Origin of the sequence: Dongia sp. (genome assembly GCF_041909655.1) — a bacterium.
Taxonomy (GTDB): Bacteria; Pseudomonadota; Alphaproteobacteria; order Dongiales; family Dongiaceae; genus Dongia.
Map to the genome: position 1 here is coordinate 22,107 of NZ_JAYRDA010000016.1, position 17,535 is coordinate 39,641.

General features: G+C 62.2%; 17 protein-coding genes and 1 tRNA gene. 12 read left to right on the plus strand and 6 right to left on the minus strand.

Annotation, left to right across the window (positions count from 1 at the left end; genetic code table 11):
* Both polA and ACE3PR_RS20255 read right to left on the minus strand, forming a co-directional pair.
* Complete coding sequence (gene polA, locus ACE3PR_RS20250) at nt 1-2,817, minus strand: DNA polymerase I (protein ID WP_374375865.1); 2,817 nt, start codon at nt 2,815-2,817, stop codon at nt 1-3.
* A 27-nt stretch (nt 2,818-2,844) separates the two neighbouring features.
* A complete protein-coding gene (locus ACE3PR_RS20255) occupies nt 2,845-3,021 on the minus strand; it encodes a zinc-finger domain-containing protein (RefSeq protein WP_374375867.1) in 177 nt (58 codons plus the stop codon).
* A gap of 139 nt (nt 3,022-3,160) precedes the next feature.
* On the opposite strand from ACE3PR_RS20255, the gene ACE3PR_RS20260 reads away from it, so the two are divergent.
* Nucleotides 3,161-4,129 carry an ABC transporter ATP-binding protein gene (locus tag ACE3PR_RS20260; RefSeq protein WP_374375870.1) on the plus strand — a complete coding sequence of 323 codons (969 nt, stop codon included), beginning with the start codon at nt 3,161-3,163 and terminating at the stop codon, nt 4,127-4,129.
* A gap of 7 nt (nt 4,130-4,136) precedes the next feature.
* On the opposite strand, the gene ACE3PR_RS20265 is transcribed toward ACE3PR_RS20260, so the two are convergent.
* Entirely contained in the window at nt 4,137-4,403 is a 267-nt protein-coding gene (locus ACE3PR_RS20265) for a DUF3572 domain-containing protein (protein WP_374375873.1), read from the minus strand.
* Between the two features lie 126 nt (nt 4,404-4,529).
* On the opposite strand from ACE3PR_RS20265, the gene ACE3PR_RS20270 reads away from it, so the two are divergent.
* From ACE3PR_RS20270 to ACE3PR_RS20300, 7 genes are all read left to right on the plus strand, one after another.
* The gene (locus ACE3PR_RS20270) at nt 4,530-5,573 is read left to right on the plus strand and encodes a zinc-dependent alcohol dehydrogenase family protein (RefSeq protein ID WP_374375965.1); all 1,044 of its coding nucleotides are present in this window, start codon (nt 4,530-4,532) and stop codon (nt 5,571-5,573) included.
* A gap of 99 nt (nt 5,574-5,672) precedes the next feature.
* Nucleotides 5,673-5,749 (plus strand) — tRNA-Arg (locus ACE3PR_RS20275).
* Between the two features lie 130 nt (nt 5,750-5,879).
* Complete coding sequence (locus ACE3PR_RS20280; protein ID WP_374375875.1) at nt 5,880-6,227, plus strand: ArsR/SmtB family transcription factor; 348 nt, start codon at nt 5,880-5,882, stop codon at nt 6,225-6,227.
* Complete coding sequence (locus tag ACE3PR_RS20285; protein ID WP_374375877.1) at nt 6,220-6,720, plus strand: SRPBCC family protein; 501 nt, start codon at nt 6,220-6,222, stop codon at nt 6,718-6,720. The genes ACE3PR_RS20280 and ACE3PR_RS20285 overlap by 8 nt, the downstream gene beginning before the upstream one ends.
* Before the next feature lie 230 nt (nt 6,721-6,950).
* Nucleotides 6,951-8,066: an ABC transporter substrate-binding protein gene (locus tag ACE3PR_RS20290; RefSeq protein WP_374375880.1), complete on the plus strand. Its 1,116-nt coding sequence runs from the start codon at nt 6,951-6,953 to the stop codon at nt 8,064-8,066.
* Nucleotides 8,056-9,132, plus strand: a complete 1,077-nt coding sequence (locus ACE3PR_RS20295) for a FecCD family ABC transporter permease (protein WP_374375882.1) — start codon at nt 8,056-8,058, stop codon at nt 9,130-9,132. The genes ACE3PR_RS20290 and ACE3PR_RS20295 overlap by 11 nt, the downstream gene beginning before the upstream one ends.
* Before the next feature lie 7 nt (nt 9,133-9,139).
* Nucleotides 9,140-9,916: an ABC transporter ATP-binding protein gene (locus tag ACE3PR_RS20300; protein WP_374375885.1), complete on the plus strand. Its 777-nt coding sequence runs from the start codon at nt 9,140-9,142 to the stop codon at nt 9,914-9,916.
* 13 nt (nt 9,917-9,929) lie between these two features.
* Here ACE3PR_RS20300 and ACE3PR_RS20305 read toward each other — a convergent pair whose 3' ends face one another.
* A complete protein-coding gene (locus ACE3PR_RS20305; RefSeq protein ID WP_374375888.1) occupies nt 9,930-10,322 on the minus strand; it encodes a GFA family protein in 393 nt (130 codons plus the stop codon).
* A 198-nt stretch (nt 10,323-10,520) separates the two neighbouring features.
* Between ACE3PR_RS20305 and ACE3PR_RS20310 the strand changes: the two genes are divergently transcribed.
* Nucleotides 10,521-11,858 carry a ferric reductase-like transmembrane domain-containing protein gene (locus tag ACE3PR_RS20310; RefSeq protein WP_374375892.1) on the plus strand — a complete coding sequence of 446 codons (1,338 nt, stop codon included), beginning with the start codon at nt 10,521-10,523 and terminating at the stop codon, nt 11,856-11,858.
* A gap of 53 nt (nt 11,859-11,911) precedes the next feature.
* On the opposite strand, the gene ACE3PR_RS20315 is transcribed toward ACE3PR_RS20310, so the two are convergent.
* A complete protein-coding gene (locus tag ACE3PR_RS20315; protein ID WP_374375894.1) occupies nt 11,912-12,316 on the minus strand; it encodes a bacteriohemerythrin in 405 nt (134 codons plus the stop codon).
* A 119-nt stretch (nt 12,317-12,435) separates the two neighbouring features.
* Here ACE3PR_RS20315 and ACE3PR_RS20320 point away from each other — a divergent pair, with 119 nt between their 5' ends.
* The 3 genes from ACE3PR_RS20320 (at nt 12,436) to ACE3PR_RS20330 (ending at nt 15,747) form a co-directional block, all read left to right on the plus strand.
* Complete coding sequence (locus ACE3PR_RS20320; RefSeq protein WP_374375896.1) at nt 12,436-13,032, plus strand: hypothetical protein; 597 nt, start codon at nt 12,436-12,438, stop codon at nt 13,030-13,032.
* A 117-nt stretch (nt 13,033-13,149) separates the two neighbouring features.
* Nucleotides 13,150-14,652, plus strand: coding sequence for an MBOAT family protein (locus ACE3PR_RS20325; protein ID WP_374375899.1), 1,503 nt, complete (start codon nt 13,150-13,152; stop codon nt 14,650-14,652).
* A 15-nt stretch (nt 14,653-14,667) separates the two neighbouring features.
* On the plus strand, nt 14,668-15,747 hold the full coding sequence (locus ACE3PR_RS20330) for a hypothetical protein (protein ID WP_374375901.1): 1,080 nt from the start codon (nt 14,668-14,670) through the stop codon (nt 15,745-15,747).
* Here the strand turns inward: ACE3PR_RS20330 and ACE3PR_RS20335 are convergent.
* Nucleotides 15,735-17,297 carry a hypothetical protein gene (locus ACE3PR_RS20335; protein ID WP_374375903.1) on the minus strand — a complete coding sequence of 521 codons (1,563 nt, stop codon included), beginning with the start codon at nt 17,295-17,297 and terminating at the stop codon, nt 15,735-15,737. The two genes, ACE3PR_RS20330 and ACE3PR_RS20335, sit on opposite strands and share 13 nt — an antisense overlap.
* Nucleotides 17,298-17,535: the final 238 nt, after the last annotated feature.

Here is a 17,535-nt window from a genome sequence, read left to right on the forward strand (position 1 = left end):
TCAATGCGCCTCGGCCCAATTCGGGCCGGTGCCAACCTCGGCGATGAGCGGCACGGAAATCTCGCGCGCCGGCAGCGGCGCCTGTTCCATGATCCTTTTCACCACCGGCCCGGTCGCTTCGACCTCCCCCGAAGGCACTTCGAACAGAAGTTCGTCATGCACCTGCAGGAGCATGCGCGCTTTGAGGCCGGCTTTGGCGAGTGCTTCCGGCATGCGGATCATGGCGCGCTTGATGATGTCGGCGGCGGTCCCTTGCAGCGGCGCGTTGATGGCGGCGCGTTCCATGAAGCTGCGCCGTGCCGGGTTCTTGTCGTTGATCCCCGGCACATGGCAGCGACGGCCGAACAATGTCTCGACATAGCCCTTCTCGCGCGCGAATTTCTTCATCCGCTCCATGTAATCGCGGATGCCCGGATAGCGCTTGAAATAGGCATCGATATAGGCCTTCGCCTCGCCCTGCGGAATGCCGAGTTGCTGGGCGAGGCCAAAGGCCGAGATGCCGTAGATGATACCGAAATTGATCGCCTTGGCCTTCCGGCGCACCATCGGGTCCATGCCTTCGACCGGCACGCCGAAGACCTGGCTCGCCGTCATCGCGTGAATGTCGGCGCCGTCGCGGAAGGCATCCTTCAATGGCTGAATCTCGGCCATCTCGGCCGCAAGGCGCAATTCGATCTGGCTGTAATCGACCGACATCAGCACATGTCCGGGCTCGGCCACGAAGGCGCGGCGGATCTTCCGCCCCTCTTCCGTCCGGATGGGAATATTCTGGAGATTGGGATCGGTCGAGGCCAAGCGCCCGGTCGATGTGGCCGCCAGCGCGAACGAGGTATGGACGCGCCCCGTCTCGGCATTGATGGCCAGCGGCAGCGCATCGGTATAGGTGCTCTTCAATTTCGACAATTGCCGCCAATCGAGGATCTTCTGCGGCAGCGGATGACCCGAGGTCACGGTGAGTTCCTCGAGCACGTCGGCGCCGGTCCCGTAGGCGCCGGTCTTGCCCTTCTTGCCGCCTGGCAGCTTCAGCTGGTCGAACAGCACCTCGCCCAATTGCTTGGGCGAGCCGACATTGAATTCGGTGCCGGCGATCTGATGGATCTCGCGCTCGATCTCGACCATGCGCTTGGCGAAATCCTGCGACATGCGACCGAGTTCCGCGGCGTCGATCTTGACGCCCGCCAGCTCCATATCGGCCACGACCTTGATCAAGGGCCGCTCGATGGTCTCGTAGATCGTGGTCAGGCGCTCGGCCACCAGACGCGGCTTCAAGAGATGATGCAGCCGCCAGGTGACATCGGCATCCTCGGCGGCATAGGCGAGCGCCTTGTCCAGCGGCACGTGATCGAAGGTCACCTGCGACTTGCCGCTGCCCGCCACGTCGTTGAACTTGATCGTGTCGTAACCGAAATGCAGCTTGGCAAGCTCGTCCATGCCGTGGCCATGGGCGCCGCCTTCCAGCACATAGGAGATCAGCATGGAATCGTCGATCGGCGTTACGTCCAGGCCATAGCGCTTCATCACCGCCATGTCGTATTTGATGTTGTGGCCGATCTTGAGAACCGACGGGTCTTCCAGGAGCGGCTTCAACAATGCCAGGGCACGATCGAGCGGAATTTGCTTCGGCCGCTCGGTGCTGCCACCCAGCAGGTCGCCGGCCACACCCACATGCCCCACCGGCACATAGCAGGCGGCGTTGGGGGCAACAGCCAGCGACACGCCCACCAGTTTCGCCTCGACGATGTTGAGCGAGGTGGTCTCGATGTCGAAGGCAAGCGATCCCGCCTTGCGTGCTCGCGCGATCCAGGATTCGAGTTGCGCTTCTTCCTGCACCAATTCATAGCCGCCGGAAAAGACCGCCGGATCGGCATCGATCTGCACTTTGGTATCCGGCGCCGGCGCGGCATTTGTACCGACGCTCCGCGCGGCCTTGATCGCCGCCTCGCCGAGCCGCGCCTGCACCTTGGCGATGAGGGAACGGAATTCATTCTGCTGCAGGAAGGCGACCGCCGCCGCGCCATCGATGCCGCGCTTGGTAAGATCGTCGAGCGGCACCTCCAGCGGCACGTCGCGCTTCAATGTCACCAGATCGCGGCTGATCCGCGCGAGATCGGCATTGGCCTGAAGGTTTTCGCGCCGCTTAGGCTGCTTGATCTCGCCGGCGCGGGCCAGCAGCGTATCGAGATCGCCATAGGTGTTGATAAGCTCGGCCGCCGTCTTGATGCCGATGCCGGGCACACCCGGCACATTGTCAGAGGAATCGCCGGCCAAAGATTGCACATCGATCACCTTGTCCGGCGCGACACCGAATTTCTCCACCACCTCCGCCGCGCCGATCTTGCGGTTCTTCATCGGGTCGAAGAGATGGATGCGGTCGCTCACCAATTGCATCAGATCCTTGTCGGACGAGACGATGGTGACGTCGTGGCCCTGGGCGGCCGCCTGCGAGGCATAGGTGGCGATGAGATCGTCGGCTTCATAGCCCTTGATCTCCAGCGCCGGCACATTGAAGGCGCGCGTCGCCTCGCGGATGAGGGCAAATTGCGGAACGAGCTCGGGCGGCGCTTCCGGGCGGTGCGCCTTGTATTCGGCATAGATCTCGTTGCGGAAGGTCTTGCGGCCGGCATCGAAGATGACCGCGATATATTCCGCGTCGGCATCCTCGATGAGCTTCAGCAGCATGTTGGTAAAGCCCAACACCGCATTGACCGGCGTGCCGTCGCTCCTTGTCAGCGGCGGCAAAGCATGGAAGGCACGAAAGATGTAACCCGAACCGTCCACCAGATAGACGTGATCGGGCTTCCTGGCTGTCTCACTCATCGACCGGCCCGATCAATGGGCCCTGCATCAATGAGCATGGGCCGCTGCACCCTCTTTGAGGACGAAGCGCTTGCCGCAATAGGGGCAATCCACATGCCCTTCGGCGCCGAGATTGAGATAGACCTTGGGATGGCCGCTTGGCCCCCCGCCGCCATTGCAGGCAACGCGGCTTTCCGTGACGGTTTCAGTCTCGACAGGTTCCATTTTGGCTACTCGGCTGAAGATTGACGCTGCTTGGGGGCGATGATAGGCAGGCGGCCGGATTGAAATCAACCTTGGCCAGGCCATATTGGGCTAGGCCCCTATCTGCCCAACCCCAGCCGCAAAGGGCGCGACTCCGACCATGGCTCCCAATTCCGCCGCTTCTTTGCCGGACCTTGCCGTCTCGATCAAGGGATTGGTCAAGCGCTATGCCCCCAATAAGGGCCAGGCGGAAGGCAAGCTCGCCCTCGACCATGTCGATCTCGCCATTCCCCGGGGTGGGATTTTCGGCCTGCTCGGCCCCAATGGCGCCGGAAAATCGACCCTCATCAACATCATGGCCCAATTGGTCAGGAAGACCGAGGGTAGCGTCAAAATCTGGGACATCGATCTCGATCGCGATCCCCGGCATGCGGCCGCGGCGATCGGCGTGGTGCCGCAGGAACTCAATATCGATCCCTTCTTCACGCCGAAAGCGCTGCTCGACCTCCAGGCCGGTATGTATGGCGTGCCCAAGGCCGAGCGTCGTTCAATGGAATTGCTGGAGGCTCTCAGCCTTGCCGACAAGGCCGATGCCTATGCCCGCACCCTTTCCGGGGGCATGCGGCGGCGCCTGATGGTGGCGAAGGCCATGGTCCACAACCCGCCGGTCCTGGTGCTCGACGAACCCACCGCCGGTGTCGACGTGGAACTCCGCCAGCAGCTCTGGGCCTATGTGCGCGAACTCAATGCCCAGGGCGTCACCATCCTCCTCACCACCCATTACCTCGAGGAAGCGGAAGAGCTCTGCGATCAGATCGCCATCATCAACAACGGCAAGGTGATCGCCTGCGAGCCCACGGCGAAACTGGTGAGCCGCCTCGACACCAAGGAAGTCCTGCTGACCCTCGGCGCCGATCTTGCGAGCGTGCCGGCCGCTCTCACCCCCTTCGCCGCCGAGCTCAAGGATGCGCGGCATTTGAAACTGCACTACCGCCCGTCCGACACGCGCTTTGCCACGGTTCTGGATGCGATCCGCTCGACCGGGATCGAGATCGTCGACCTCACCACGGTCGAAACCGATCTCGAGGACATCTTCCTCGAACTCACCCGCCGCCAACCCGCGGCCTGAGGCAGGCTCAATCCATCATGTCGCCGCCCGGCAAATGCCGGCGCGCGGCTGCGATCAATGCCGGCGGCACGCCGATCTCTTCGCTGAAGGCCAGCAACTCCGGCTCCCAGCCCAGGAGATGATCGAGCACCGCCCCAAGCCCCGCCGGATCCTGCGGCAGGCGCCGCACCGCCTCGGGATCGAGCCCCGTGAGGCCGAGAAACCGGTTCCGCCGATCGTCATCCGCCAGGATATAGGCCAATGCCTGCAAGGCGAGGATTTCCGGCTCGGGCATCGGGGCTTTAGGTGGCTTCAAGGGCATGGCGATTCTCAAAGATGGGGTCACGCGGCAGACAGCTTAGCGCCAATCGGCTATACCGGCAGCAACAGAACCGCCCTTTGATTCCTGCGAGTGAGCAACATGCGCGCCGCCATCTTCGAGACCTATCGCCAGCCTCTGGAAATCCGCGATCTGCCGGACCCGGCCTGCCCGCCGGATGGCGCCATCGTCGAGGTGAAGGCCTGCGGCGTGTGCCGGTCCGACCATCACAGCTGGAGCGGCGCCGATCCCATCACGCTGCCCCATGTGCCGGGCCATGAATTCTCAGGGATCGTCACCGAAGTGGGTCCGCTCTGCCGCCGCTTCAAGAAGGGCGACCGGGTCACCGCCCCCTTCATCCTGGGCTGCGGCATCTGCCCGGATTGCCAGAGCGGCCACGCCACCATCTGCAACGATCAGATCACCGTGGGCTTTGCAATCTGGGGCGCCTTCGCCGAGCGGATCGCGATCCCGCGCGCCGATTTCAATCTGGTGCCTTTGCCGGAAAGCCTTTCCTTCGAACTGGCGGCGGCCATGGGCTGTCGCGTCACCACCGCCTTCCAGGCTTTGGTCGAGCGCGGCCAGGTGCGGCCCGGCGAATGGGTCGCCGTGCATGGATCGGGTGGCGTCGGTCTCTCCGCCATCATGATCGCGCGGGCCATCGGTGCCCGCGTCATCGCCACCGACATCCGCGATGAATCATTGGCCCTCGCCAAGGCGGCCGGCGCCGAGATCACGGTCAATGCGACCGCGCCCGATCTCGGCACCGCCATCCGCGATCTTACCGGCGGCGGCGTCCATATCTCCGTGGACGCGCTGGGCATCACGCAAACCTTCGACAATTCGATCCGCTCGCTGCGGAAATTCGGCCGCCATGTGCAGATCGGCATGCCGGTGGGCCACCACGTCACCGTCCCCCTGCCGCTCCTCGACATCCTCTATGCGCGGCAAGTGAGCCTCCTGGGCTCCCGCGGCATGCCGGCTCAGGGCTTCCGCCCGCTCCTCGCCATGGTGGAATCCGGCCATCTCGACCTCAACCCCCTGATCAAGCGCCGGATCGCCCTTTCCGAAGCCGGCGCGGCCCTGGCCGCCCTCGATTCCTTCACCGGGGCCGGAATCACGGTGATCGACCGGTTTGCCGCCTGAAAAGGCCCCCTTTTCCCGGGGCTTGCGGTTATGGATCGCCCTAGGTATGTTCCGCCCCAGCTAAGTCGTTACGACCCCAGAGGGGTCCACAGACGGCATGCACCCGTAGCTCAGCTGGATAGAGCGTTGCCCTCCGAAGGCAAAGGTCGGACGTTCGAATCGTCTCGGGTGCGCCATTTCAAGCCAATCAACCCCGTACGACGTCGATCGCGGCAACAGCGGCGCCGACCTGCGTTTGCACCCCATACTTCGCCAATCGGCAAAGTATCTTGACGGCCGATAACCGCTCCCCTAATACTTTTCCACATGGAAAACAAACAGCCGCAACTCGACCGCGCATTCGCCGCTCTCTCTGATCCGACACGTCGCGCGGTTGTGGCGCGCTTGTGCCTAGGCGAGGCATCGGTGAGCGAACTTGCCGAGCCGTTCAGCATCGGCCTGCCGACATTCTTGAAACACATCCGCGTCCTTGAGGACGGCGGATTTCTGGAGACGCGCAAGAACGGCCGGGTTCGCGTCTGCGCCCTCAAACCGGAGGCGCTGCGCCAGACGGACACCTGGCTCAGCGAACACCTCCGCCTCTGGACCGCGCGGCTTGACCGGATGGAGGCCCACATTCAGCGCCGCAAGAAGGAGATCCGCAACGATGAGTGATATGGCCAACGCCCGCCCGTCGCCGTGGTCCGAATGGCCGCTCGATCGCGAGATCGTCATCACGCGCCTGGTCGATGCGCCGCGCAGCCTCGTCTTCGAAGCCTGGACTGATCCGGTGCAATTGCCGGCATGGTTTGGGCCGGAGGGGTTCGCGATCGAGACGAAGGCGATCGACATCCGCGTTGGCGGACAATGGCGCTTCGACATGATTGCGCCGGACGGAACGCGTTACGGCAACCGCATGTCTTTTCTCCGGCTGGAGGCGCCGGCCTTGATCGAGGTTGATCACGGCTCCGACCAGGATCAAGACCCATCGGCGTTTCGAATGCTGTTGACCTTCGACGAACAGGCCAACGGCAAGACCATCGTCACCTTGCGCCAGATGCACCCGACCAAGGCACGCCGCGACGAGACGATTGGGTTTGGCGCCTTCGAGTATGGCGGCCAGACGCTCGACAAACTCGCGCGGCATGTGCAAGCGCGGGGGAAATGAGGCGCCGCTTTCCAGCCCGATTCAGCACGCGATCACAATTGCGCACCGATGCCCCGTTGCATCCTCTGAGGTGCGCCCCTTTTTCAATTAGTTAGCAGCAAGCTGCTATTCGCCCGTGCGATAGGCACTTCGCGGCGAAAGTTATTGCGAATAATATTCACTCGCATATAAACGATCCCAGTTTCTACCTTCACAGCGAGAGCAACATGACTTTTCGAGGGATCGCCACCATGGCCATTGGGGTGGCCCTGGGTATTTTGTCCCTGGCGATGACCGCCAGGGCCGAAACGGTGACCGTAACTGACATCGCCGGGCGCGAGGTCGAGGTCAGCATCCCCGTGGAGCGGATCATCCTGGGCGAGGGACGGCAGATCTATCTGCTGGCCGCCCTCGATACCGAAGACCCGTTCAAGCGGGTGGTCGGCTGGCGCGAAGACCTCAGCCAGGCGGACCCGGACAGCTACGCCGCCTATCTCGCGAAGTTCCCGCGTATCGCCGACATTCCGACTTTTGGCGGCTTCAAGGACGGCTCGTTCGACGTGGAACAGGCCGTCTCGCTGAAGCCGGATGTCGTCATCATGAACATTGAATCAAAGCAGGCGACCGAGGATGCCCGCTATATCGAGAAGCTGGCCGCAGCCGGCATACCGCTGGTCTATGTCGATTTCCGCGAGCACCCCTTCGCCAACACCGAGCCCAGCATGCGCCTGTTCGGCCACCTCATCGGCAAGAGCGAGCGGGCGGAAGAGTTCGTCGCCTGGCGGCAGGCGGAAATCAAGCGCGTCACCGACGTCATCGATAAAGCCAACCCCACCCGACCCACCGTCTTCATCGATCGCGCCGGCGGCTATTCCGAGGAATGCTGCATGAGTTTCGGCGATGACAATTTCGGCAAGTTCGTCGAGATGGCGGGTGGCACGAACATCGCCAAGGATATCATTCCCGCGACGTTCGGCAGCGTAAACCCGGAGCAGATCATCGCCGCCGACCCGGACCAGATCATCGTCACGGGCGGCTGGTGGGAAGCCTATGTGCCGGGCGGCGCCTGGGTCGGCGTGGCACCTGGCCGCAACATGGAAGCGGCCAGAGAGAAGCTGGCGGCTCTCGCCAAACGTCCGGCGATGACCGGCGTGAAGGCGGTTGAAACCGGCCGGATGCACGCCATCTGGCACCAATTCTACAACAGCCCCTATCAGTTCGTCGGCATCCAGCAGATGGCGAAGTGGCTGCATCCGGAACTCTTCGCCGACCTCGATCCAGAGGCCACGTTTCGGGAATTGCACGAAAGGTTCCTCCCCGTTCCCTACCGGCCGGGATATTGGGTGTCGCTGACCGATGCCCAGTGAGGCGGCGACTACCATCGAGATAGATGCCAAGGGAGGGCGCGGGCGCTACCGCGCCCTCATCTGGCGGCGCCAGCTCATTCTTGCCGGGCTTTCGGTTGCGCTGGTCTTCAGTTTCTGCGTCGATCTCGCCTTGGGGCCGGCACAATATGGCCTCGACGACGTGGTGCAGGGGCTCCTGATGCCGGATGCCGTGCCGCTGCAGGTCCGTGTGGTGCTGTGGGAAATCCGCATGCCGATCGCGCTGATGGCCATCGTCGTCGGCGCGGCACTCGCGGTGGCGGGCGCGCAGATGCAAACCATCCTGAACAATCCGCTGGCCAGCCCCTTTACACTCGGTATCTCTGCGGCTGCCAGTTTCGGTGCGGCCTTGGCGCTTGCCTTCGGTGTTGCCTTCATTCCGGCCGCCATCGGCTACGTCGTGCCGGCAAACGCTTTCGTGATGGCCATGCTGGCGGCCCTGCTGATCCATCTGCTCAGTGCCAGACGCGGCGTGACCGTCGAAACCGTCGTATTACTTGGCATTGCGATGGTGTTCACCTTCAACGCCCTGCTGGCGCTGGTTCAGTTCTTTGCCTCTACCGAAGCCCTGTCCGCCGTCGTGTTCTGGACGATGGGCAGCCTGATCAAGGCGACCTGGCCCAAGCTCGGCGTTACGGCGCTGGTATTTGCCGCCGTTCTGCCGGTCTTTGTCCGGCGCGCCTGGGCGCTCACCGCGCTGCGGCTCGGCGAAGACAAGGCCGCAAGCCTCGGCGTCAAGGTCCGACGGCTGCGCCTTGAAACCCTGATGCTGGTCAGCCTGCTGGCGGCCATTCCCGTCGCCTTCGTCGGCACGATCGGCTTTATCGGACTCGTCGGCCCGCATATTGCCCGCATGCTGATCGGCGAGGACCAGCGCTTCTTTCTGCCCGCCTCGGCGCTGTCCGGCGCATTGATCCTCTCGCTCAGTTCCGTGGTCAGCAAGTCGCTTATTCCCGGCACGATCTTCCCCATCGGCGTGGTCACCTCCCTGATCGGAATCCCGTTTTTCGTCTCGCTCATATTGTCCCGGCCTGGACGGGCATCGTGACATGTCCATGGTAACGATCCGTTTCGAGTCTGTCGGCGCGCGCTATGGCAAGAGCCTGCCTCTCCAGAACGTGACCACCCCGGTGTTCACCGGGGGTGAAGTCGTCGCCGTCATCGGACCCAATGCTGCCGGCAAATCCACCCTGCTGAAGCGCGCGGCGGGATTGCTCGACGGTCCGGGGCAAGTCCATGTGGAAGGCACGCGCGCAGGACACAAACGCATCTGCTACATGCCGCAGGACAACTCGGTCAATGCGGTGCTCAGCGTCTACGAATCGGTGCTGCTCGCGCGCAAGCAGGGTGCTGGCTGGTCAGTCAGCGACGACGATCTGGCTCGCATTGACGAGACGATCTCGGCACTCGGTATCGGCAACATCGCCTTCAGAAACATAGGCGAGCTTTCCGGCGGCCAGAGGCAGCTTGCCAGCCTCGCGCAGACACTGGTACGCGAACCGGATGTTCTGCTGATGGACGAGCCCACTTCGGCGCTCGACCTTTCCCGGCAGGTCGAAGTGCTCAGCTACATGCGCCATCTCGCACGCCGGCGCGGCATGGTCGTGCTGATCGCGCTCCACGACCTACATCACGCCTTGCGCTTCTGCGACCAGGTGATCGTGATCGCGAATGGCAGCCTGGTCGCCAGCGGGCGGTCGGCGGACATCATCACGCCGGCGCTCCTGCGCGACGTCTATCGTGTAGAAGCCCGCATCGAGCCTTGCTCACGCGGCATCGGGAACATCATTGTCGACGGCGTGACGTCCGAAGGCCGCTCGATTGCCGTGTAGCCGTCCGCGTCGCCTATTCCTCGAAGCGGCCCGTATCGTCACGATCACGCTCGTATCGTCTGGCGAGCGGAAATGGCGGCAACCAGGACTCGCGGCGGATGGTCCAGAGTTCGTAGGTGGGCTTCAGTTGGTCGGGGGAATCCAGGGATCCCAGGTTCACTTCGATTTCATCGGCGCTGCGTGAAAAAACCGACGAGCCGCAATGGGGGCAGAAAAACCGCCCGGCATAGTCGCGGGTTTCGCCCTCGATCGTCACCGCCTCCTGGGGGAATATCGCGGAAGCGTGAAACAGCGCCCCGTGATGCTTGCGGCAGTCGAGACAATGGCAAAGGCCGACCCGGTAGGGGAGCCCCGTCGCCACAATGCGAACCTTGCCGCACAGGCAACCACCGGTGAAGCGCTCCATGCCGCATCTCCCCTGAAATCAATCGGTCGGAATATTTATAACGCTACCCTGCCGAGCGTCCATCAAAGATGCGCTTCGGCGCCCGCGCCTTCCTTTGCGGCTTGCCTTGATTTTTTCGTGCCTTGATCTTGCGCATGGACATCGGCCGCGCGTGGGATATCTGTAAAGGGTCCATGCATCAGCCCGCGCGGGTGTGAAATGATTAATATCAAGCTGGCGTTCATCGCGCTTATCTTTGCGCTCACGGTACTTTGGACACTGGCAGACACGATGCTACCGGCACCCTTCACCTATTTCTCGCTTCGATCCGTTCTGGTGCAATACACCGGCATTATTGCCGTGGGCACCATGAGCGCGGCGCTGGTCCTCGCCCTTCGCCTGAAATGGCTCGAGCCTTATCTGAATGGGCTGGACAAGATGTACCGGCTGCACAAATGGCTGGGCATCACAGCGCTCGTCTTCGGCTTGATCCACTGGTGGTGGGCGCAAGGAACCAAATGGATGGTCGGCTGGGGCATGCTCGCGCGGCCCGAACGGGGTTCGTCCGCAACGCAAACTTTGGGCCCGGTCGAGAGTTTGCTGCGCACGCAGCGCGGCGTGGCCGAATTTCTGGGCGAGTGGGCATTCTACGCGGCCGTCGCGCTGATCGTCTTGGCCCTGTGGAAGCGCTTCCCCTACCATTTGTTCGTCAAAACGCATAAATGGCTGGCGGCACTCTATCTCGTTTTTGTCTACCATGCCGCGATCCTCGTGAAGTTCGCGTACTGGACGCAACCGATTGGCTGGGCGGTCGCGGTGTTGTTGCTGGCCGGCACTCTGGCGGCGATGGCCTGCTTGCTGGGCCGCATCGGTTCCGGGCGCAAAGTGCAGGGCGAGATCGAATCGATCATCGACTATCCGGAATTGCGCGTGCTCGAAACCTCCATCCGGCTGAGCGATCAATCATGGCCGGGCCACAGCGCCGGCCAATTCGCGTTCGTCACGTCCCGCAAGGACGAGGGCGCGCATCCCTACACCATCGCGTCCGCCTGGGATCCCGATGAACGTCGCGTCGTCTTCATCACAAAGGCACTCGGCGACCACACCGCCAGGCTGAAGACGTGGCTGAAAGCCGGCATGTCGGTGACAGTGGAAGGTCCCTATGGCTGTTTCGACTTTCGCGGCAAACATGCCTGTCAGATCTGGGTGGGCGCCGGCATCGGCATTACGCCCTTCATCGCCCGCATGAAGTATCTGGCCCGCTCGCCGGGTGCTCAGGAGATATTCCTGTTCCATCCGACGGCCGATTTTTCGCAAGTAGCCATCGATAAGCTCACGGCCGACGCAAAGGCTGCGAACGTGTCCCTCCATGTCCTCGTCGATGCCAGGGATGGGTTGCTGAGCGGCGAGCGCATCCGTGCCGCGGTGCCGGGCTGGCGGTCGGCCAGCCTTTGGTTCTGCGGCCCATCCGCCCTCGGCGAGACCTTGCGCCAGGACTTTGCCAAGCACGGCTTTCCTGCGGCGGATTTCCATCAGGAAATGTTTGAGATGCGCTGAACCGCCGCCCCGATCCGGCACAAAATCGCGCGGCATGCATAATGAACGGCTGATTACTTTCCAGCTCTGCGCTTCTGCTCGGCATGCCAGTTCAGAAACCGCATATCCATCATCAGGACAGTACCAAGCAATTCATTGAAGCACGCCGCGGCAATGTCACCAGGCTCGAGCCGGCCGTCATCCAGTTCTTCGGCCATGCGGGCGAGTGCCACAAGGGTTTCGGCGTGATGTTTGGCATGGGCATCTCGCGCCGGGTAGCGCAGCAGATCTAGATAGGTCTCTTCGTGGCGGAAATGCAACGCCATCTCATCCTTGAAGGCGATCAGACGCTTGATGAGGTCCGGAACGGCATGGCGGTGTTCGGCCTCCTCGATCAGATTGATCGCAAGCACGAGGTCTTGATGCTCGGCATCGAGCTGCGAAACCCCGGTCAGCATGGACGGCGTCAGGGAATACATGGCACTTTCGCAAGGTCGGCGTGACTGCCATCCTTGAGTGACAAGGTTAATATTCTCTTATACTGAGGCCCTCTTTCCGGCCGTCCAGAGACCAATTCACAACAACTGATCAAACGCACATGAATGGAACCAGCTTCACCTATTGTTTCCTCGATATCGAAGTGGACGGCCCCGATCCCGGACGCCATTCCATGTTGAGTTTCGCCTGCGCCGCCTATGACGAGGAGGAGCGCGAGATCGGCCACTTTGCCCGCAACCTCGCGCCCCTGCCCGGCGCCGGGCGCAGCCCCAAGACCATGCAGTTCTGGGCAACGGTCCCGGAAGCCTGGGCCTTCATCAACACCGACCCGCAAGATCCCGCGCTGGTGATGTCCGATTTCGTCGCCTGGGCCGCGACGCTCCCAGAGGAGCGCGTGCTGTGCTGCCACCCGATCCTGTTCGATGCCTTCTGGCTGGATTGGTATTTGCGGAAATTCGTCGACCAGCGCGCTTTGCAGGGGCCCTTCGACGTCACCTCGCCCTTTGCCGGGGGCGGCATCGATGTGCCGTCTTACGTTCGGGCGGCGGCCAACCTCCCCTATTCCAGCGCTCAGCCCGCTTACCCCGCCCCGCTGACCGTCGGCATCAATCACACCCATAAGCCGATCGACGATGCCCGCGGCCACGCCACCCTCTTCTTCCACGCCCGGCGCTGGACGCGGGGCCTCCGCTCTTGATTGCCACCCGCCACTCGGATTAGATGCTCCGGCTGACGGGGATCAGCACGCCCATTAATTTCATTAACTTCTTTTGCGCCTCCCGACGCGACGCCACCGGGAGCCTTGGTCGATTGAATGCTTTTCAACTCCTTTGAATTCATCTTCATCTTCCTGCCGGTCACATGGGTGACCTTCTGGATATTGATGCGCTGGACCGAGCCGCGCTTCGCGCTGGCCTGGCTGGTGGCCTCGTCGCTGTTCTTCTACGGCTGGTGGAACTGGAGTTATCTTTTCATCCTGCTCGGCACCGGCCTCTTCAATTTCTCGCTGTCGCAGATCCTGTTCGCGACGGCGCGGCCGCAGGGACAGCGACGCCTTGCGCTGATCCTTGGCATCGCTGCCAACCTCACGCTGCTCGGCTATTTCAAATACGCCAATTTCTTCATGGAGAACTTCCAATCGCTGGTCGCGATCGACTGGAATTTCGCCCATATCATCCTGCCGCTCGGCATCTCGTTCTATACCTTCCAGCAGATTGCCTATCTGGTCGACGCCTATCGCGGCGAATGCCCGCGCTACACGCTGATGCAATATCTGGGCTTCGTGACCTTCTTCCCGCATTGCATCGCGGGTCCGCTGGTGCATCCCCAGGAATTGCTGCCGCAGATGGCGGAACTCGGACGTCATGGCCGGATTCCCCGCACGCTGGTGCCGGGCCTTTTCCTGTTCGCGATCGGCCTTGTCAAAAAGACCATGATCGCGGATTCCATCAGCCCCTCGGTGGACACGATCTTCAATTTCGTGGCTGGCGGCGGCGAGATCGGCCTGGTGCAGGGATGGGCGGGCGCGCTCGCCTACACCATGCAGCTCTATTTCGATTTCTCGGCCTATTCCGACATGGCCTGTGGCCTGGCACTCATGTTCGGCCTGCGCCTGCCGGTCAATTTCCTCTCGCCCTACAAGGCTGCCAACATCATCGATTTCTGGCGGCGCTGGCATATCACCCTGTCGCGCTTCCTGCGGAACTACCTCTATTATCCGCTGGGCGGCAACCGCAAGGGACCGACGCGGCGTTACGTCAATCTGATGATCACCATGCTGCTGGGTGGGTTGTGGCATGGCGCCGCCTGGACCTTCGTCATTTGGGGTGGGCTCCACGGTCTCTATCTCGTGATCAATCACGCCTGGCGATACCTGCCCATCGGCCGTGCGATCCCGCGTGCCATTCTGACGCCGCTCGCCTGGCTCATCACCTTCGCCGCCGTGGCCATCGCCTGGGTCTTCTTCCGTGCACCCGATCTTCAGACGGCGCTCGAGATCGTGGGGGCGATGTTCGGTGCCAATGGCCTCTCCGACGGCCCCCGCGAGATCCGGCGCGCCTTGGGAACGGACGAGATGATCCTGATCGTCGGCGCCTTCCTCGCCACCCTCATCCTCCCCAACATGCCGCAGATGCTGCAGCGCTGGTCGCTCTATTGCAACCTCGGCGAATTGGAGGTGGCGCCTCTGCGCAGCCGCCTCGCGCGCCTCTTCATCTGGCGGCCGACCTGGTACTGGTCGGTGGCCGGCGGCGTGGTACTCGCCCTCGGCATCGTGGCGATCTCGCCCGATTCCGAATTCCTCTATTTCGATTTCTAGGCGGCGGGAAAATCCATGTTGCGACAAACCAAGCTCGCCACCATCACGATCGGCACCGCGGCCCTGTTGCTGGCGGGCGTCGCCGCCTTCAACATATCGGTCGATGCCAACAATCTGCTCCTCGACATGCATCCCTGGCGCGGCGACGAGATCGGCGATTACGTGGCCGAGATGCGTAGCACACCGGCTGGCATCCGCTATTCCTCGCAGGAACGCCGCATCAAGGCCAGGCTTGCGCAAACGACCAAGGCCGATTGCTACATCATCGGCTCCAGCCAGATCATGATCGCCAACCGCGACACCCTGCCCTATCTCGAATCGCACTGCACCGAGACCGTCAATCTCGGCGTATCCGGCGCAGCACTCGAGGATGCCGGCATGTTTGCCGGCATTGTCGGCGCGAAGGAGACGACACGCCTGGTTCTCTTCGGCATCGATCCCTGGGGTTTCAAGCTCAATCAGGACCGCCGCTGGCGCGAGGTCGAGCCGGCTTTCTGGCAGGGGCGCGAGGCCATCGGCCTACCCAGGCGCGATGACCTCAGCGGCGATCCGGAAACGCCCGCCATCTTCCGCCTTTTCACCTATGCCTATCTCGACCGCAATTGGCGCGTCCTGCGCAAGGAGCAGGAAGACGCCGAGGAAGCGGCGGCCCAGCCTGCCGGCGCTGCGGGCGATCCCGGCGATTACATGCGCTTCATGCCGGACGGCACCTTGGGCTATCCGCAATTTCTCCTCAACCGCGATCCGATGCGCCCCCTCGAAGACGGCGGCTATCGCATCGAAGAGCCCTTTACCGACGCCGAAGCCATCACGGAATGGAAGGCAATCATCACCTGGCTGCGGCAACGCAAGATAGAGGTGGCACTGCTCATCCCGTCCTATCATCCCCGTGTTTGGGATTGCCAAAACCAGACCATCTGCGACGGCCTCAAGGCAGCCGAGGCGGCGGCGCGGTCACTTGCGGCGGAGATGGGGATCAAGGTGATCGGTGGCTACGATCCGCGGCCTTTCGCCCTCACGCCCGCGGATTACATCGACGAGCGTCATTTGCGGCCGGAGATTCTCCGGCGGCTGGAATCGCCTCAGAACGAGTGATCGCCGCCGACATGCCCGTCGGCGCTGACGAAGATCTGGTTGGCGGTATAGGCGACCGAGGCTGATTCAAAGACGTACCAGGCGGTCTTGCCGAGATTGGCGGCAACCTTGCCGGCCGGCAGCAGCTTTTCCATTTCCAGGTTGATCGCCTCGCCATGGCGCGAGGTCATGTTCTTCTTCAGCACGATCTCGTCATCGATCCAGACGGTGAGTTCGCCTTCGGAAGTTTCCGCCTGCGGCACCGGATCGCTGAGATGCGCGATCATCAGCCAGTTCTTGCCGCCCTCACGCAGGGGCAGCGGGCCCCACATATAGCTGCGCTGCTTGGCACGAAACGCCGTGGTGAACATGGCCGAGGTGTTGATGTTGACGCCGGGCGAAGCCGCCGTGCGGTAATTGAGGCCGATCGGGATGCGTGCCGGAACCTTGCCGTCATGCGCAACGACGCGCAGGACATAGAGCACCTCGCGCGGCTGGACACCTTGACCGGCCAGAAAATCCGTGAGGTTGAAGCGCAGCATGTCCTGGCCGGAACCGTCGTAATTGTCGTTGACCAGATAGGTCTGCGCAACATCACCGTTCGGCGCACGCTCTTCCAACGTGATCTTGAGCAGCGAGGGGCTGAGGATCGGATAGAACACGACCTCGACATCCAGCCCTTCGACATAGTTCAGCGGGAAGAAGCAGTGGATGTCGTCGGCCGTGTAGTAATCGTCGAACTTGCGGCAATCGTAGAAGGAATGCGTCACCGACATGGTCTCGAAATCGGCGCCGAGATTGCCGCAGGTCAGGCGGCAGAAGACGTCATTGGTGTCGAGGTCCACCACGCAATAGCCCGGCTCGCCGGCCAGAAAATCGTTGAGGCCGGGAATATCCGTCAGTTCCACCAGCCGCGCCGCGAAGGGCACCAGTTCACCAAAGGATTGCTCGTGGCGCAGCGTCGCGCCCTTGTGATTGATGACCTCGATCCGCGCTGAAGCAGCGGCAACCGCGCGCGAGCCGTTGATCAACGAGAAGAAAGGCCGGCTGCCATTCGTGGTGATGAGATCGAAGGCCGATTGGCGCGGATTGAACCGCGTGCCGCGCATGGCATCTTCGGTATTGTTGAACTTGCGCTGGCAGGTATGGACATAGGTCAAGCCCTTGGGCGTCTCGTAGATCACATCCAGGGCCGGAAAGGCGAATTTGAGGTCTTCGGAAGAGTGAATTTCGACTTCGATCGAGCCCATGAATTCGGCCGGATTACCCAGCATCTCGCCGACATCGATGTCAAAGGCGACCTGATCCAGTTTCCAGTACTGGCGCGCCACGCGCTTGCCGTCCTGGTCACGGATGGTCGCCAGGACGCTGCCATCGGTAACGCCGTTCTTGATCTGCCAGTAATTCATGAAGACGACGCGCGTCTTGACCCGCGGATTGACCACCGCCAGGAACAGGGCGGCGGCGCGGAACACGGGATCGTAGCCAAGATCGCCGTAATTCCCACGCTTGTTCTTGAAGGTGAGGGCGATCGACTGATCGTAGGAAAGCTTGGCGACGTTCATGTTCATGACACAACTTTTATTTTTGCGGCCGGCGGAATTTGAGCCAAACTAGGCCCCCGGCGGATTTGCTGTCAACGTCACGCCGCCATATTGCGCTATCTATACCATAATTGTCGCCACGTCGTAACACCCTGATACCAATACTCTTTATTCCACTGAACACGCGACCTGGACCCCATGCTGCGCTTCCGTGCCGCAGCCCTTGATTTTCGTCATCCCGCGCCACCACCGATCGCGCAACTTG

Excerpts from the sequence above, each read along its gene's own strand:
- ACE3PR_RS20265 (WP_374375873.1), bottom strand. The coding sequence starts at position 4,403 with ATGCCCGAGCCGGAAATCCTCGCCTTGCAGGCATTGGCCTATATCCTG.
- ACE3PR_RS20260 (WP_374375870.1), top strand. The coding sequence starts at position 3,161 with ATGGCTCCCAATTCCGCCGCTTCTTTGCCGGACCTTGCCGTCTCGATC.
- ACE3PR_RS20325 (WP_374375899.1), top strand. The coding sequence starts at position 13,150 with ATGCTTTTCAACTCCTTTGAATTCATCTTCATCTTCCTGCCGGTCACA.
- ACE3PR_RS20320 (WP_374375896.1), top strand. The coding sequence starts at position 12,436 with ATGAATGGAACCAGCTTCACCTATTGTTTCCTCGATATCGAAGTGGAC.
- ACE3PR_RS20280 (WP_374375875.1), top strand. The coding sequence starts at position 5,880 with ATGGAAAACAAACAGCCGCAACTCGACCGCGCATTCGCCGCTCTCTCT.
- ACE3PR_RS20300 (WP_374375885.1), top strand. The coding sequence starts at position 9,140 with ATGGTAACGATCCGTTTCGAGTCTGTCGGCGCGCGCTATGGCAAGAGC.
- ACE3PR_RS20290 (WP_374375880.1), top strand. The coding sequence starts at position 6,951 with ATGGCCATTGGGGTGGCCCTGGGTATTTTGTCCCTGGCGATGACCGCC.
- ACE3PR_RS20255 (WP_374375867.1), bottom strand. The coding sequence starts at position 3,021 with ATGGAACCTGTCGAGACTGAAACCGTCACGGAAAGCCGCGTTGCCTGC.
- ACE3PR_RS20295 (WP_374375882.1), top strand. The coding sequence starts at position 8,056 with ATGCCCAGTGAGGCGGCGACTACCATCGAGATAGATGCCAAGGGAGGG.
- ACE3PR_RS20310 (WP_374375892.1), top strand. The coding sequence starts at position 10,521 with ATGATTAATATCAAGCTGGCGTTCATCGCGCTTATCTTTGCGCTCACG.
- ACE3PR_RS20305 (WP_374375888.1), bottom strand. The coding sequence starts at position 10,322 with ATGGAGCGCTTCACCGGTGGTTGCCTGTGCGGCAAGGTTCGCATTGTG.
- ACE3PR_RS20270 (WP_374375965.1), top strand. The coding sequence starts at position 4,530 with ATGCGCGCCGCCATCTTCGAGACCTATCGCCAGCCTCTGGAAATCCGC.
- ACE3PR_RS20330 (WP_374375901.1), top strand. The coding sequence starts at position 14,668 with ATGTTGCGACAAACCAAGCTCGCCACCATCACGATCGGCACCGCGGCC.
- ACE3PR_RS20335 (WP_374375903.1), bottom strand. The coding sequence starts at position 17,297 with ATGAACATGAACGTCGCCAAGCTTTCCTACGATCAGTCGATCGCCCTC.
- polA (WP_374375865.1), bottom strand. The coding sequence starts at position 2,817 with ATGAGTGAGACAGCCAGGAAGCCCGATCACGTCTATCTGGTGGACGGT.
- ACE3PR_RS20285 (WP_374375877.1), top strand. The coding sequence starts at position 6,220 with ATGAGTGATATGGCCAACGCCCGCCCGTCGCCGTGGTCCGAATGGCCG.
- ACE3PR_RS20315 (WP_374375894.1), bottom strand. The coding sequence starts at position 12,316 with ATGTATTCCCTGACGCCGTCCATGCTGACCGGGGTTTCGCAGCTCGAT.